The following is a 16,125-nucleotide window of genomic DNA, read 5'->3' on the forward strand; positions in this document are numbered from 1 at the left end:
CAAGCACTTTTGTTATGTATATGTCTTTTTTATGTATCAAGATGATTGGAATGTGACAAAAATTTGAATTTTGTTTGAAACTATCGGGCAGAACGTTTTTATTCACCGGTAGTTATGGTATAGTTATATTTGTGAAAACCAATAATAAATTACAGGAGTGCAAATTTTAAATGAAAAAGAAAAAAATAATTTTAGCTGCGACAAGTGCGTTAGCTATTCTAACACTAGCAGCTTGTTCTGGTGGCGGGGATACAAATAAGGATATCGTAACCATGAAAGGCGGTACGATCACCGTCGCTGATTTTTATGAGAAAGCAAAATCTGAATCAGCAAACCAACAATTACTTCAACAAATGGTCATCTATGATGTATTTAACAGTAAATACAGCGATAAAGTATCTGATAAAGAAGTAGATGCTGAATTCGATAAAACGAAAGAAACTTACGGCGATAGCTTCGAGTCACAATTAGAAGCAGCTGGTTTTACTGAAGAAAGCTACAAAGACTTCCTTCGCAACAACCTTGTCTTCAAAGCAGGGATTGAATCTCACGTAAAATTGACAGACGAAGACTTGAAGAAAACTTGGGAAACATTCCATCCAGAAGTAGAAGCACAAATCATCAAAGTTGCTAGTGAAGACGAAGCAAAAGAAGTGAAGAAATCAGCTGACGACGGCAAAGATTTCGAAGAGCTAGCAAAAGAAAAATCAACTGATACAACAAAAGACGATGGTGGGAACATCAAGTTTGATTCAGAAACACAAACTGTTCCAGCAGAAGTCAAAGAAGCTGCTTTCAAACTTAAAGACGGTGAGATCTCAGATGTGATCACTGCAACAAACACTTCTACTTATGCTACAGAATACTATGTCGTGAAAATGGTCAAAAACCAAGATAAAGGTAACGACATGGATAAATTCAAAGATCAATTAGAAGAAATTGCGACTCAAGCAAAAGTAAATGACAGTGAATTTACAACAAAAGTAATCGGTGAAGAACTAAAAGAAGCTAATGTGAAAATCAAAGATGACGCATTCCAAAACATCTTGACACCATTTACTACAGCTACAACAAATACAACTTCAACTGAAGACTCAGCAACAGAAAGCTCTGAAACAAAGACTTCTGAAACAAAATCTACTGATTCTACTGAAGCATCAGAAACAGAGCAAAGTACAACTGAATCTACAAACGAATAATCCTTTGACTTTTACAGGAAAAATGGACAGGAAGAGAATTCTCTTCCTGTCCATTTTTATCATCGAATAAAAGAAAGTGGCATCGCTATGTTGCACCAGTCACTCCAAAAAGTTCACCTAACTTTTGAATAGAGAGCATTGTTTGTCTTCTGTTTGATGTGTTGAGGATGGCATAGAGGTAAATTAGAGGGACAACTCAAACAGCATTCATCCCCGATTGTGGCTAGAGCTCTTCTACCTAATTTAATTTCCATTCTTTTTCTTTTTACTCACTAATTAACTAATTCTAATGATGGGAAGAATTAGACAGAATCAATCAAATCAGCTTCATCACCCGTTTGTAGCTCAAGGATCTTTTTTGTTAAATTCGCCCAATCGACCACTCTTGGAGGATCTAGCCATACAATGACATTCGTTGATTCACTATCATAGACATCATTCATATTGGTGATCACGATATCTGCCTCATGATGAAGATTTGGATCAATGATTGCCACATTTAAATTCACATACATCGCTAAATTCTTTTTGATAAACTCATTGTAAAGTTCTCCATAAGAAAAATCGATACCAATTTTGACCGGTACTTTCAAATGATCTACTGGGACCGTATGGATCAGTAACATCAAGTAATTAAAAAAAAGAATACTTTTATTTCTTGAGAAATCGCTAAATTCATCTATGATATTCTTCGTATATTCTAGTAAAAAAAGATAGAATTCTGGATAGGTTTGATAAAAGAATTGAGTATCTATTTCTATTCTATTGAACTTTTCTATCGGATAATATTTACTCGTAAAATGTACTCTTTCTAATCCCTTCAATAGCTCACTTTTTATAGCGGGCGCTAATCGAGTAAAATTCTTTTCTACTTTATTCACAAACAATTGATTTAATAATTGGATCTTACTATCTTCATTCCTATTGATATAGCTATCATCTAGCTTATTGTAGCTATATAACCATGCTAAAAGATAGTACGTATAGTTGATAGAACGTAGAGAAAGTGTTTGTTTTAATCTTAATGTTTCTGCTTCATCAAAAAAATGAACGATTTCATCTTTAATGTTGATCTCTTCTCTAGTATTCTCTATTTTTCCAAGCGCTAAACAATGAAACAATTTCTGTTTTTCATAATTAGAAAATACAAACATCTGTTGTAATGAATCCATTATTTGTTCAACTTCCGAAATTATTTTTTGTTCATATACATCTTCAAAAGACGGGTTGATCAGTAAAAATAAATGATACATAAAAAATAAAATGTTTGTTCTACTGCCAATCATCTTTCCTTTTTCAAGTGTGATATTGTAGTAGTTTAATTCTTTTTGTAGACGTTTTATCGTTTTGTACGCCACTGAATAACTGACGTGGTGCTCCTCCATAAAATCTTCTAACGAGGTAAATTCTCTACTAAAAATAGAAATAAGTAATGCAGTGGATAATGATTGTTTAATGTACTTGGATAGAACGTAATTACTTGTATAATCACCATTGATTTCTAAAATAATTTCTACATTTTCAGTCGATAGTTTAAAGCTTTCACTCAAATCCCAGTCGCTAATATCACTTTTCAAATTGTCAATGGTCTTTTTCACAAGAAAAGGAGACAATTCTAGTTCCTCCTGAAGTTTTGACAATGATTCAGTCAAAGTGACACTTCTTTCAAGATACTTTAGTAAGTTGTAGCTTCTTCTATCTTCTTTATTTAGTAAAAATTCATAATCCATTAGTAAATCAACTCTTTCTTCCGTAAATTACTGTTCCTACTAATTCATTCACAAGGTCTAAATAAAAATTAGTTCTTGGCTTACCTCCTGCTCCGCTTGGATCATCTTTCATGATTGCTTCTACTGAGTAATCATTGAACAAATCTTCTGAAAGATCTAGTCTTTTATTACGCTTTGTCTTCTCTGTTTCTTCCTCAGTTGTTTCTGTAGTATGTTCTTCTTCCTCGTTTTCCTGAGGTTCTTCACTTTCTTCTAAAATGGCTTCTACCACCTGATTTGTATTGTCTAAAGGCTCAATTTGTTGGCTAGGATCCGCTGGATTATAGATTGGATTTTGGTTTTCTTCCGCATAAACGCTCGTCTCCAGCCGAAAAAACGATAAGAGCAAGGTACTCCACAATAAAATATTTTTATATCTCTTCATAGGTTTCACACATATCGCCAAATCGTATAGTTTCCTATCATTAAAATGAAAAGGATGATTAGAATAGGAACTACACTATATTTCACAATACTCCTTCTCATTATTTTTCTATCATTGTTTTCATTCCTCTGTTGTATGTGTTCAATATGTTCTTCTACCTCATCTAGCAACTTAGCCACAATAACGATCCTCTTGTCAGTGATTGTTGGCTGATTACAAGTAATAATTGTTAGTTGTGCATGATCCGTATTTTCCAATACACTAAAATCTGTTTCCATAACAAGTTTATTTTCAACAACTTCATAGTTCAGACCCTTTGACAAGTACTTTACATAAATCTTATCACCTACTTCCAAGTTCGTGACATTCCCTAGTAAAATTTCTGCCATGCCCAAATGATGACCGAACAACAACATATTTTCAGTTTCTGGATTTCTTTCCGGATACATCGATCCTACACCAAATAGCATCTGATCATTATTCAATCCTGCAAAAATAGGTGTATTGATATTCTGACTTGGAATAACGATTTCTCCAATCGCTTCTCCTATACTTTCTGAGCTAGTATACAAATAATTCTCTAATGTAGGTAAATGAATGATTTCATTAGGTTTTTGAGGTGGTAATTCTGACGAGACTACCACTTTAGTCGTTTGAATCCTGATCAGGGTTAGCGTGTTTTTTATTACAGGAAATGAAAGCAAACTTACACCTATCACGAAAAGTAGATGAATCACAAATTTAATCTTCTTTTTCCTCATTTTTCTTTTTTCTCCAAAGTAGCCAAAGAATCAACAACACTACTAATAATAAGAGCAATGCTCCTATTAAGAGATACATCCAAGTATGATCTTCTGGGATCGTGACATCTTTTGCATTTAGTTCTCTTGCCACTTGCCCATCAATTGTAAAATCTTTTTCAAAAGTCCAATAATTCCTGTATTTGATTGGTCCCCCCTCAGTTTCTCTAACAAATTCACCTGATTCATCTTCATTCGCAAAAACAGTGGCTCTTATCTTATATTCACCTGGTTCGAGCGCAGCACCATTTAAAGAAGTGGGGAAATCAAATCGCGTATTAGGTGCAATCTGTAATTTTTCCTTATCCTCTGCATATAATACTGTATCATTCCCTTTTTTTGTGATTTTTGTTTGGAGGTTCACTTGATTGATATAGGTTTTTTGATCATTTTGAAGAGTTGCCAAAATCACGTTTCTTGCATTGATCTGACCTGGCTCTACTTCATGAAGTATCAAGTTAGGTGCTACTTTATTTTCCGTTTGTCTCATCAGCAATGCGACAACATACGAATATTCATTTTTTATGGAGAGACCTTGTTGATCATCTCCACTTTGATCTTCTTCCGTGATTTCTTTAAAGGTGATACCTCCTGCTAAGACACCATCAAAGATTGTTTTTGGCATATTGACTTGAAAGACGATTGTTTCTTTGCTTTGCGGTGCTAACGTCACTGTCTCTGGGTATTCAACATAATCTGCAATATCAATATCTAAACTATCGTCTTTCTCAATATTGTTTTCTCCATATTCAACTACTACATTTGAATTGGTGGTCACACTATTTAAAGAAACATCAACTTTTACTTCTTTATCTGTATCATTTCTTAATTCAACGGATAACTCTTCTGTTTGTTCGGGATCAAGTCTAATATCAAAATAGGTTTTAGTTCCATCTATTTGACTGTCTGGGGGTGTAGTCGTGATAGCAAAATTGAACTCACTCGCAGACACAGGTATATTGGAAAAGAGAGCCATTAAAACAAATAATAGGACCCATTTTATCTTTCTTTTTTGTTTCACTTTACTTCCTCCTATACGGTATGTAAGGCATTTGAGACTAACAGGATACGTCATCATCCAAAAGCTACTAATAATGATAGTCATGAACACATCATGACCATGTCTAAAATAGTAAGAAGCATTTTGACTAGAAACCGAAATTCACAAAAATTTAAAATCAATTTTTGTGAATTTCTTCTTATTTTCTATAATGGACGATGCGGTCCCAATCTCATCTCAAATTCCTTGATCCATTGATTAATTCCCTGGTGTATCTGATAATGTCCAAGTTAATCTAGTCGCATATTTTTCGGCATACTTTGTCGTTGCTCCAGGAACATTTAATTCAATACTTGTATCTGCTGTTGGAACACTTCCCCAAGCAAATAGGTATGTGCCTGCTCCGTTACCAACACGAGCAGTCATCACGGTTGATTGTGCACCATTTGCATCCAGTACGATATCCGCCGCTCCATCTGGTGCACCAGATGTTGAAGCAGTGACCACATTCCCGTTTCTTAAACGGATCGTTGCACCTGTTAAGACTTTTCCGCTAGATGAAGTAAATTGACCTTCTTGATTCACTTTGAGTGTCCAACCTGCTTCTGTTCCACGATTATCTGTCACCTGTACGTAATTGGGGCCTTCTTTGATATCAGCCAAGGGGTTGCCATTTTCATCCAGCTCTCTGTACTTTTGTGATGCAGCAAAATATGTTTCATCTTTAGAAGTGATTTTTTGCATCCCAAAGTCTAAACCTGAGGCATAGTCGATCGACAAAGGCCCATTTGTTCCTGGATCAGGATCACCACCTCCTGGCTCCGTTGGGTCAATTGGAGCTACTGGATCTACTGGATTCGTTGGATCAACTGGAGTTGTTGGATCAGTATTTGGTACAAATTGAACTACCCCATTTGAAGTGTATACGCCCCCATCTGCTGCAAAAGCGGTTGTGGAAACGCCCAATGTGCTCAATGCAATTGTTGCTATAATAAACTTCGATGTTTTTTTCATTTGTTATTTTCTCCATTCTTCCATTCATTTAGTTATGGTACGTCTTCAAGCGTCCAAGATAACGTGCCTACAAATGTTCCGACTCTTTGAAATTCGACAGGGACTGTTGCTTTGATCCCATTTTTAGTTTGCGGATCTAGTAAATGTGACAAGTTTATTTCGCCTTTTTGAGTACTATCGCTAATGACTATGCTCGATTCACCGATTTCCATGGAACCGTTTGCCGTCATAAAAGACAGAACACCTGGTATCTCGAACCCGTTATTTGTTAACGGTGTATGTTGTTTTAATTGTAAACGCCAGCTACTCGAATCCCGCTCATCCATGATTTTCAACTGTCCGGTCGGTTGTCCAAAAATAGTCAATGTTGTTGCCGCTATTTTATGGCTACCAAAATCAAAACGAGTGGGTGCTTCAGATAGAAACAGGCGACCGATTCGGTAATAAAAATAGATATCATCAGTAGTTTCAGAAAATACATCTTCGGTATTTCCTGAATCAGATACAAAAACATATCCTCCGATGACTAAAGGCTCTTCTTTATACGAATCTCCAATTACTCCTATAATCGTTTTCGGTGGTGCAACATCTTGTTGTGTATCGATATCTTTGTAGTAGACTTGGATCGTCTTTTCTTTTGGTTGCGCTATAGTAATACTTACTTCATTTGATTTTTTAATAAGAACCGATTCTTCTAAATATTCAAAATTGGTCGTTATTACTTTTTCTGGTGTACCATCATCCAATACGGTTTCTACCTCTAGCAATAATGGTTGTTTTGAAATAAGATGTTTTGCTAAATCCACGGTAAGCCGATTTCCTGTAACCGTAAATTCTGAATCACTTATTGGCTTTCCGTCAAGGGTGATCGAACGAGGATTAGGTCCTAGTTCGGCTGGAAGCTCAATACTCGCTTTAGGATTTCTTTGATCGATAAAAGTACCTTCTACATTAAGTGTTTTCCTAATAAAAATTTGATCGTTTTTTACTGCTTCTCCTGTCAAACCATATTCACCGTCATTTACTTTGACATGTGCTTCTGATGAGACACTCGTCGGTAACTGCGTCATTGCCAACGCATTTTCTTGTACGAATGTCCCTGTAGAAGAAGTGAATCCCCAATAAACTTCATTTCCTCCAAATTGTGTATTTAGATTTGAAACCACATGAGAGTTACTTCCTACGCCACTTAGATCATACGATAATCTTCTCTCTGCCGCATTCCATTGGACCGTTAACATGCGCCAAGTCCCATTCGATAAAAATGTAGGAGCGACAGTCACTCCAGAGTGTTCCCCCGTATAATGATTGTTATTTGATTTTGGCGTAACAAATGCTACGTGACCAAATCCTGTATCTGCGCTGATTTCTCGATCCATTCGATTCGAAGTTCCGGTATTCTTGTACGTATCAAATTCAATCGATAGCGCATTTCTAATAAATGGACGATTGGCAGCTGTTGCATAGGCTCCGATACCCATTCCAGGTGATCCAATCACCTGCTGAGGTGCCGTATTCATTCTTGGATCATTAGTCAAAGTAAAGGTCATCCCATCTCCAGCGTTCTCAAGATTATTACCCAAATACAAGTAACTTTTAAAGGTGAAATCTGAGAGTAAGCTCACTTTATCCTTAGACCAAATTGCCCCGATTTGTGAAGTTCTTGCTGGATTCAATTGCAGTAATTTACCATCTTCTAACAAGCTTGTACTTGCCCCGATTGGAGATTGGAATACCTCATCGATCGGAATGATTTTCGGATCATTTGGTAAGGTTATTGAGTAGGGGGTTATGCTTGAACGGACAAATTCTGGATCTCTTTCAAGCAAATTTTCTTCTTGATTACTTTCCTTCTCTTCAGAATCACTTGATTCCGTCTCTACTGGGTAATCACTTGTCTCTTGTTCTTTGGTTATTTCGAATAACTCTTCACTTGTGACAGTCTGCTCATGTTCTTCCAAAGTTTCACTCATAGAGGAGGGATCCTTAAGTTTCTGATCCTCAGTTAGAAAAGAAGAAGAAATCGTCGCCGTTAATAGCGTGCTTAAAACAAGTGTGAATAATTTTCCTCGTAACATCTTTTTCCCCCCTACTTTTTAAATTTCCGGAACATCTGTTAATGTCCAAATGAGACTCGTTTGGTACGTCACTGCATCTTTCGGAGTATATCCAGGTACGGCCAATTGGATATCCTTTGTGACACTGACCGTTTGGATTTGCCCGTGTTCGTCTCGCTCTTTTATTTCGACAACTTTCCCCCAATAAGTCGACCACGTCCCTGCTCCGGAACCTGTTTTTGCTGCGACAAGCACGGACTCTTCACCTGGTACTAAAATGACTTTCTCCATCGCTTCAGGCTTGAGCATACTCACTGCATTACTGTTCACAGTTGGGTTTGCTAACATGATTTGAGCCCCCGCCAAAACATTGTTCAATGTTTTGCTTGTTGCAGTCAGCTGTTCGCTTTGCTTCACTTTTAAGGTCCAACCGCTATTCGTTCCACGATTATCTGAAATTTGGACAAAGTTCGCTGTATTTCCTTGGTTATCTTGATACGCTTGTGCTCTAGCAAAATACACTTGATCTTTGTTTGAGATACGATTATTGCCAAACTTCAAACTTGAAGCATAATCAATTGATAAAGGACCACTCGTTCCTGGATCTGGCCCATCTGGTTTAGTTGGATCAACTGGCCTTACTGGTTTTTCTGGATCTGGATTCTCTGGATTTACAGGATATGTCGGCTCTAAGTTTGGAATAAACTCGACTAAACTGTTTGATTCGTGCTGTGTCTTCTCTTCGGCAAATCCTTCGATCGATAAAACTGAACTTCCTAGTAAAGTTAAAATTGAGACATACAATAAAACTCTTCTCATAATGGTTTGTCCCTTTAAAAAAATCAATTTGGTGTATTTTCTAATGACCAAACCAATTTAGTTGTATATTGTTGCGCCAATTTAACTGATTTCCCTGGGATTGTTAATTGAACAGCGTCCTTATTGTCTGCTTCATCTGCACCAAATCGATAAACCCAAGTTCCAACACCTGTTCCTGCAGCTGCATTGATTGCCAACGTCCCGCTCAGACCTGGAGTCAAGGTCAATTTATTATTGACTGTTGTTGGCGTATACTGAGAATCTACAATAGATGCTGCTTGTCCCTTAGTAAAGCTCAACTCTGCACCCACAAGCTCAACACCTGCACTTGTTTTAAACTGTTCTGGTTGAGCAATACTTAGTTTCCAACCTGCTAAGGTACCACGCTTATCTGTTACTTGAACATACGTTGGTTTCTTAGAACCATCTTGCATCTCATCTGGAGCTGCATAGTAAGTTTGCGTAGCTGAAGAAATCTTTTGCGTTCCAAATTTGAATTTTGAACCATAATCGATCGACAAGGCGCCACCTGTTCCTGGTCCTGGAGGATCTACTGGATCTACTGGTTTTTCTGGATCCGGATTTTCTGGATCCACCGGCGGTGTGACTTCGTTGTCGCCTGCTTCAAAAGTGATTGTTCCCTCTGTGTTGTATTCTTTCGGAAAAACATCATTCGCAGAAACCTGAAGGCTCCCAGCGACGATTCCTAATAAAACAATAGTTGATAACATAGAAATTTGTTTTTTCATTTTATTTATACCCCTTTTTCTTTTTTTCGTTAATAATCAAAATTGACAGCCCACTAAGCAGAATAAAACCGATTTGCTCGTATATCGGGGGAAGATAGTCCCCTGTCCTCGGTAAAACGACCATGCCAGCTACTCGTCCATCATTCAAATACTTTGAATGGTATAACCCAATGCCGCTTGCGGTAGGTTGATCTTCCTTTTCATACTCATAGCTTCCATAAAAACTTGTCTCCCCAATCGACTCACTTTTATTTTCTACTGCATCCGTTCTTACAGCAGTCACTACAAATAGAAACAATACTACGATAACGGATAAACTTTTTTTCATCTGACTCTCCCTTCTTTTACTTTGATTAATCGTTATCGAGTTAAATTATAATAAAATTTTTCAGATTTTAATTTTTTTTTATTTTGATATAATTCAAAAAAAGAGATTAAAGGGGTATATTCATTACTAAATCAGAGGTTAATACACTGTTTAATAATTTTTGTTATTTAATAATTTGCCTAAATCAAGCCATATGTTGAATATTAACAGTTTTATAGCTTATACTTCCAGATATATTCTCACTTTTAAATTTATATTTTTTCTCAACAACTGAATTTTTTTTGGATTCGATTTATTTTTATTCATCATTAAGAATAAAAATAATTCAAATCCAAAGTCATATCATTCTTTAAATAGTGAACTTAACCCTAATAATTCAAATCATTTTCTAACTTTATAGATAACTCTTTTCTATTTCCGATTGACTTAATATACAGCTTTTTTATTTGTATTTTTTTTCGCATAACGAAACTACTATATTGTTTCATCATTTTCTCTCTCTATAGATTGAATGTTCATCCATCTTATCGAACGAATTTATTCTAAACTGGATTACTCTCTTTGATAGAGATCAAAAAAAAGATGTTGGCATAGTACGCCAACATCTCTAAACTATTGAAATAAACAACTAATTGTTTTTTTAGAAACTTTTTGCAATCGTCACTCATTGAATCCGTCTTTGTATTTCTATTTCGGTACATAAAAACTACGATTATCTAAGCCAAATATCCGATCCGTATACTTTCCTGGCTCTGTTTGACGAATCGCAGTAGTCATCATTTGCATCGAAGCATCGATCGTGTCGATTTGATGTAAAACTTCAGCTTCCATGATCCTAGGACGAACGGGTGAACCATATTCAAGTAACCCATGATGTGATAGCACCATATGACGCAAAATCAGTACATCCTCTTCATCTTCGCTGATTTTCAATGCTAAACAAGCCTTCGTGATTTCTTCATCCACTAAAACTAAATGCCCTACTAAATTACCGGCTAACGTGTATTCTGTTGCCATTGAACCAGATAATTCAATCACTTTCCCTAAATCGTGTAGGATGATCCCTGCATAAAGTAACGGTCGATTCAACTCAGGATATTCATCTGCGATTGCTTTACCTAAATGCAACATTGATACGGTATGGAATGCTAAGCCACTAGCAAAGGCGTGATGGTTTCGTTTCGCTGCGGGATATTCAAAAAATTGTTTTTGATATTTGTTTAATAAGTAACGCACGATACGATTCCAATGTGCATTTGTGATTTCAAATAACAATTGATTGATTTCTTCTTCCATTTCTTCTTTTTTCAATGGCGCTCGTTCCATGTACAAACTTGGATCACTTGGTTCATCGACTCTCGTTAAACGCATGTGCAAGATCTTTACTTGAGGATTCCCTTGATAGACCTCTCGTTTACCATTTAAAAAGACGACTGTTCCCGGCGTAAATTTTTTGATTTCATCTTCTGACGCATCCCAATATTTACCATCGATCGTTCCTGATGTATCTTGAAACGTAAAAGCGATAAATTTCTTGCCATTTTTAGCGATTCTGACATCTGCATTTTTGATCAAAACAAATTGCTCGAATTGTTCATCAACGACTAATTCACGTATTTTTTTCACTATTTGCACCTTCTAACTTTCTCACAGATTGTTCTAGCTCATGATAATAGCTTACCATTTCTTGGTCAGAAGACAAGCAGATTACTTGATAGGTTTTACTAAATTCAGCTAATAATTTAGCTAAACGATATTTTCTCTTATGATCGTAGTGTAGCCAACCATCATCAATGATCACTGGACAAATCGCTCGTTTGGCTTCCAAAGCAAGATAAGCAAACCGCATCGCCATGATCATCTGGTCCTTTGTTCCTGTTGAGAGTTCATAGATCGGAAACTCATCCGTACCATTCATTAGCGTCAATGTATCATTTTTCAAGCTTATTTCTTGGTATTGTCTGTCAGTAAGGACACTGAGATAATCACCAGCTAATTTAAGTAACTGAGGTAGCTGTCTCTCACTTAATTCCGTTGAAAGATCACCTAAAAATGTCCCCGCAATCACCAAGCCTCCCCACTCCTCAAACAAGGCTTGTAGTTGCGCTTTTTGCAAACTCTCTTGCTGGTACAACTCATCTAATGTTCCATCTTGTTGTAGACCCTCGATTTGCAGCTGCAATCGTTGGCGTTGTTCACTCTTCGTACTTTCTTCTCGTTTTAGTTCTTGTAAACGTTCGGATTCACGAGCAAGCTGAGTTTGTAACTGTCCGTAAGTTATCGTGTGTTTAAATATTGGTGAAAGGATCTGATTCAGTTCTTCAAAACGGGCTTGTTGTTGTTTCGTTTTTTCCGCTTTTTGTAAAAAGATCGGTACTTCTGACGGATAAGAAAGGTTCGCCGCAATAAACTGCTCCTTGTGTTCTTCCAACCACATTTTTTGTTTCTTTTTCAGGGCGTTGATTTCTTGTTTCAATAAAGTATTTTGTTGATAGCTTCTAGCATACTTCATTTGTTCCATTTCTTGGATAAACGTTGCTAACAGATCCATTTTTTCAGAAAGTGATTGATGTTGGAGTGGTAACCACTCTTTTGCTAGGTCAAATGCCCCTTCTATCTGTAAGAGCTGTTCTTGGATTTCTCGTTCCCGTTCTTGTTTCTTTTGAAAAACAGCAAAAAGTTTTTGGTAATCTGTTACTTCTTGGCCATCATTTTTCATCGTTTCAACCGTATTCATCGACCCTAATGAATGAGTATACGCAAAATCAGCAACTGCTTGTGCCAAGTTTTGTCGCTTACGTTTGTTCTCATTGATCGTTTGATTGATTTCTTCTAATTGTGCCAATACGATATCCAGTTGTCCTAGTTTCTCTTGCCATTTCCCTTTGATTTCTGGTAATCCTTGATCAGTCGTTGTCTTCGCGTTTTTACGAGTCAATGTATAGCCAACCACTCCTAAAGCAAGCAACGGCCCTAAGATTTTCCATGGCATAGGTAAGAATAAGCCAACTACAGCTAGCACTACAGCACCAAGATAAAATTTCAAAAAAGACTGCTTTTCTGGTTTTTCTTGAATTGGTCTTGCTTGAATCAACAGCGGGTGGGCAACTTCTAAGTCATTGATCTCTGCTTCTAGCGTTTGCTGCTGTTCCTTCACAATATCAAAACGAATCGCTAACTGATTGTATTGATCGTTTAATTGTTGCGACATCGTATACAAAGATCGCCACTCTTCATCTTCAAGAAATTCTTGTGGTCGTTGCAATCGATCCCAACGCCAACGCTGTTCTAAGACTTTCAATTCAGACTCGGTTTCTCTCGTTTCTACTTGCAGTCTTTGCCATTCACTCATTAATTGCTCAGTGGAAAATTGCTTTTGTTGGAGTGCTTTTAGTTCTTGTTCTTGCTCTAAGTAGAAATAATAGCGTGCAGATTGCTGATCCATTCCACTATGTCGTTCTAAGGAAGCCTCGAGTTCCTCCAGACGTTCATTCATTTGTTGATAACGCTTGGTAAATACTTCTAAGTCTTGTATCAATGATTCATCTGGTACTTCTGCCAGCATACTATTTTTCAGTGATTGCCATTCTTCATATAAAGAAAAATTCAATTCTTGTTGATGATATAAGGTAAGTTTTTGATCAACTTGTTCGATCTCATGCAATAAGAGCTGTTGTTGTTCTGCCAGCCGTTGCTCTTCCATGATCCATTCACTATAGATCGCCTCTTGCTCTTGCTTCTGTCGAATCTTTTCTTGGAGGTATTTCCATTCATTCAGACGCTGATTGATCACTAATTTTTGCCCTTTTCGCTTAAACAGCTTATCTGCTGATTGATAATATTCTTGTCTTTTTTGAAAGACATGTGAACTTCCAGTGATTCCTAATGAGATCAGTGCATCATGCAATTCTTTTTCTGTTAAGTGGGCGAGTTCACTCAGTTGCTCTTGTTGAAACGTAAAAACCTGTTGGAACAACTCCTTTGTCAAAGGTGATAGTAGTTTTTCCAAGAGTTCATCGCTCCCACTTTGACCATTGAACGTGACCTTCGCTTTCCCTCGATTCTGTTGCTTATACCTTTCAACATAGATTTCTCCATGGATAGGATGTTCCAACCATATTTTCCCACCATATGCAGAGCCATCTCTAGGCGTATAGTCTTTCTTTTTCTTTCCTTTAGAAGGAAAGCCAAAAAGAATTGCTTGGATAAATTGGTAGATCGTCGATTTTCCCGCTTCATTCTCTCCATAAATCAACTGATTGCCAGAGCTAAAATCAAAAGTTTGTTGTCGCCATTTTCCAAAAGCTGCTATTTCGATCTTTAATATGTTCATTCAGTATCCCCCTCGAACAAAAAGTCTTGGCGAATGATTTCTTGAGCCTTTTGTAACGTAGATTCTTGAAAATCCGGTAGTAGATTCAACACTTTCACTGCCTCTTGATTTGTATAGGCTTCTTGGAGTATATGCTGAAAGTCTTCTCTCGCTTGGTAATTTTCAAATAATTGGTCAAACATCAGCGACGATGCGGATAAAGAAATTTTTGCATCATTTTCTCTTTCTAAAGTAGATATACGCCAAATAACCAAATTCAAAAATTTTCGTTTCATTTCTTCTTTCAAATAATCTAATAATTCTCCAGAGTGAATACGTTCCAATATCTCTTGGCTTAAATGTTCAAAATCAATAAATTCAATTTCAACAAGCGTCATAGTACTTGGTTCAATCAATTCTTGTTGGATTTTCTTCAATACATCCGTCGTTTCTCTCACTTCTTTGAGAGAAAGTTGCTTGCGTTCCCAATAAACTTCCGCAACCTTTAAAGGAGTCGTTTGACAAGTCGCTCCATGAAGTTCAACTAGAACGACTGAAGTAGACGATTCTTCTTTTTTAGTATGTCCCTGTGGAGCACCAGGATATAGAATCGTTCCTTTTTCATTCAATTTAGTGGGCACGTGGATATGCCCTAGCGCCCAATAATCATAGCCTTTTGCTTCCATTTGTGTAGGTTGAAATGGTGCGTAATTTCCTTGAATAGTTCCAATTTCACCATGATAGAGTCCAATATGGTAATCAACAGAAAAACGTGCTGGAAATTCTTGGACTTTTTCCTCAGTGATCCACTGTTTTGTATAACTGAAGCCGCTAAGTGCCACAGTTTCACCAGCATTTGTCGTCATTTGTTGTGTCTCGACACTTTCTGAGGTAAATAAAGAAAGATTTTCAGGAAATTCAAACCAATACCGCTCTTTTTGGTAAAAATCATGATTCCCGAATGTTAAAAAAACCGGAATATTCTGTTCTGCTAAGCGCTTGATTTGTTCTGAAAAATGCTTTTGGATCTTTAATGAAGGACGATGTTGATGAAAGCTATCTCCTACAAGTAATACAAAATCAACTTGATGTTGGATTGCTTGTTCCACAATGTTTTCAAGTACGGTCAAATTGGCCCGTAGTAATTTTTTTTGAACTTTTTCATCGATTCCAACTAATCCTTCAAACGAACGATCCATGTGCAAATCTGCCGCATGAATAAATTTGACCATTCTGTTACTTCCTCCCAATGTATAAATTAATAAAATACAGATTTGACTATATTACTTTACTAAAACAGATCGACATCTGTTGGCATTTTTTGTTTATCCACGGTTTATCATAACATTTCCATTACTTTTTTTCAGCAAAAAACCGAAAATTTGTTCGCATACGTACAAAAAAAACAGCTGAACTTTCGTTCAACTGTTTTTCATTTGCGCGGCGGCGTCCTACTCTCACAAGGGGCAACCCCTCACTACAATCGGCGCTAAGAAGCTTAACTTCTGTGTTCGGCATGGTTACAGGTGTATCCTTCTCGCCATCGCCACCACACTTGGTGTTATCTATTTCTGAGTAAATCTTGTTCACTCAAAACTGGATTTGAAGTATCAGTAAGAAACTCTCCGAGTTTTTCATTTTATTTTGGTTAAGTCCTCGATCGATTAGTATCAGTCCGCTCCATACATCACTG

Annotated in this window: 13 protein-coding genes and 1 rRNA gene; 1 reads left to right on the top strand and 13 read right to left on the bottom strand. The window is 36.9% G+C overall.

Annotated elements, in window-relative coordinates:
- The first annotated feature begins 170 nt into the window (after window positions 1-170).
- Entirely contained in the window at window positions 171-1,199 is a 1,029-nt protein-coding gene (locus JZO83_RS11655) for a peptidylprolyl isomerase (RefSeq protein WP_206859359.1), read from the top strand.
- Between the two features lie 302 nt (window positions 1,200-1,501).
- Here the strand turns inward: JZO83_RS11655 and JZO83_RS11660 are convergent, their stop codons facing one another.
- From JZO83_RS11660 to rrf, 13 genes are all read right to left on the bottom strand, one after another.
- Window positions 1,502-2,929: a helix-turn-helix domain-containing protein gene (locus tag JZO83_RS11660; RefSeq protein ID WP_207115839.1), complete on the bottom strand. Its 1,428-nt coding sequence runs from the start codon at window positions 2,927-2,929 to the stop codon at window positions 1,502-1,504.
- A gap of 7 nt (window positions 2,930-2,936) precedes the next feature.
- Window positions 2,937-3,353, bottom strand: a complete 417-nt coding sequence (locus tag JZO83_RS11665; RefSeq protein WP_207115840.1) for a hypothetical protein — start codon at window positions 3,351-3,353, stop codon at window positions 2,937-2,939.
- Window positions 3,354-3,358: 5 nt separating this feature from the next.
- A complete protein-coding gene (locus JZO83_RS11670; protein WP_207115841.1) occupies window positions 3,359-4,114 on the bottom strand; it encodes a class A sortase in 756 nt (251 codons plus the stop codon).
- Entirely contained in the window at window positions 4,095-5,129 is a 1,035-nt protein-coding gene (locus JZO83_RS11675) for a DUF916 and DUF3324 domain-containing protein (protein WP_242542630.1), read from the bottom strand. The genes JZO83_RS11670 and JZO83_RS11675 overlap by 20 nt, the downstream gene beginning before the upstream one ends.
- A 282-nt stretch (window positions 5,130-5,411) precedes the next feature.
- Complete coding sequence (locus JZO83_RS11680) at window positions 5,412-6,167, bottom strand: WxL domain-containing protein (RefSeq protein WP_207115842.1); 756 nt, start codon at window positions 6,165-6,167, stop codon at window positions 5,412-5,414.
- A gap of 32 nt (window positions 6,168-6,199) precedes the next feature.
- Window positions 6,200-8,245: a MucBP domain-containing protein gene (locus tag JZO83_RS11685; protein WP_207115843.1), complete on the bottom strand. Its 2,046-nt coding sequence runs from the start codon at window positions 8,243-8,245 to the stop codon at window positions 6,200-6,202.
- Window positions 8,246-8,263: 18 nt separating this feature from the next.
- Complete coding sequence (locus tag JZO83_RS11690) at window positions 8,264-9,043, bottom strand: WxL domain-containing protein (RefSeq protein WP_207115844.1); 780 nt, start codon at window positions 9,041-9,043, stop codon at window positions 8,264-8,266.
- 23 nt (window positions 9,044-9,066) lie between these two features.
- A complete protein-coding gene (locus tag JZO83_RS11695) occupies window positions 9,067-9,792 on the bottom strand; it encodes a WxL domain-containing protein (protein ID WP_207115845.1) in 726 nt (241 codons plus the stop codon).
- A gap of 1 nt (window position 9,793) precedes the next feature.
- On the bottom strand, window positions 9,794-10,120 hold the full coding sequence (locus JZO83_RS11700) for a cell surface protein (RefSeq protein ID WP_207115846.1): 327 nt from the start codon (window positions 10,118-10,120) through the stop codon (window positions 9,794-9,796).
- A 687-nt stretch (window positions 10,121-10,807) separates the two neighbouring features.
- The gene (locus JZO83_RS11705; RefSeq protein ID WP_207115847.1) at window positions 10,808-11,746 is read right to left on the bottom strand and encodes an HD domain-containing protein; all 939 of its coding nucleotides are present in this window, start codon (window positions 11,744-11,746) and stop codon (window positions 10,808-10,810) included.
- Window positions 11,730-14,453 carry an AAA family ATPase gene (locus JZO83_RS11710; protein ID WP_207115848.1) on the bottom strand — a complete coding sequence of 908 codons (2,724 nt, stop codon included), beginning with the start codon at window positions 14,451-14,453 and terminating at the stop codon, window positions 11,730-11,732. The genes JZO83_RS11705 and JZO83_RS11710 overlap by 17 nt, the downstream gene beginning before the upstream one ends.
- A complete protein-coding gene (locus JZO83_RS11715; RefSeq protein WP_207115849.1) occupies window positions 14,450-15,664 on the bottom strand; it encodes a metallophosphoesterase in 1,215 nt (404 codons plus the stop codon). The genes JZO83_RS11710 and JZO83_RS11715 overlap by 4 nt, the downstream gene beginning before the upstream one ends.
- A 206-nt stretch (window positions 15,665-15,870) precedes the next feature.
- Window positions 15,871-15,986, bottom strand: a 5S ribosomal RNA gene (gene rrf, locus JZO83_RS11720).
- Window positions 15,987-16,125 lie beyond the last annotated feature (139 nt).

Source organism: Enterococcus sp. DIV1298c (assembly GCF_017316315.1).
In the GTDB taxonomy this organism is placed as follows: domain Bacteria; phylum Bacillota; class Bacilli; order Lactobacillales; family Enterococcaceae; genus Enterococcus_B; species Enterococcus_B mangumiae.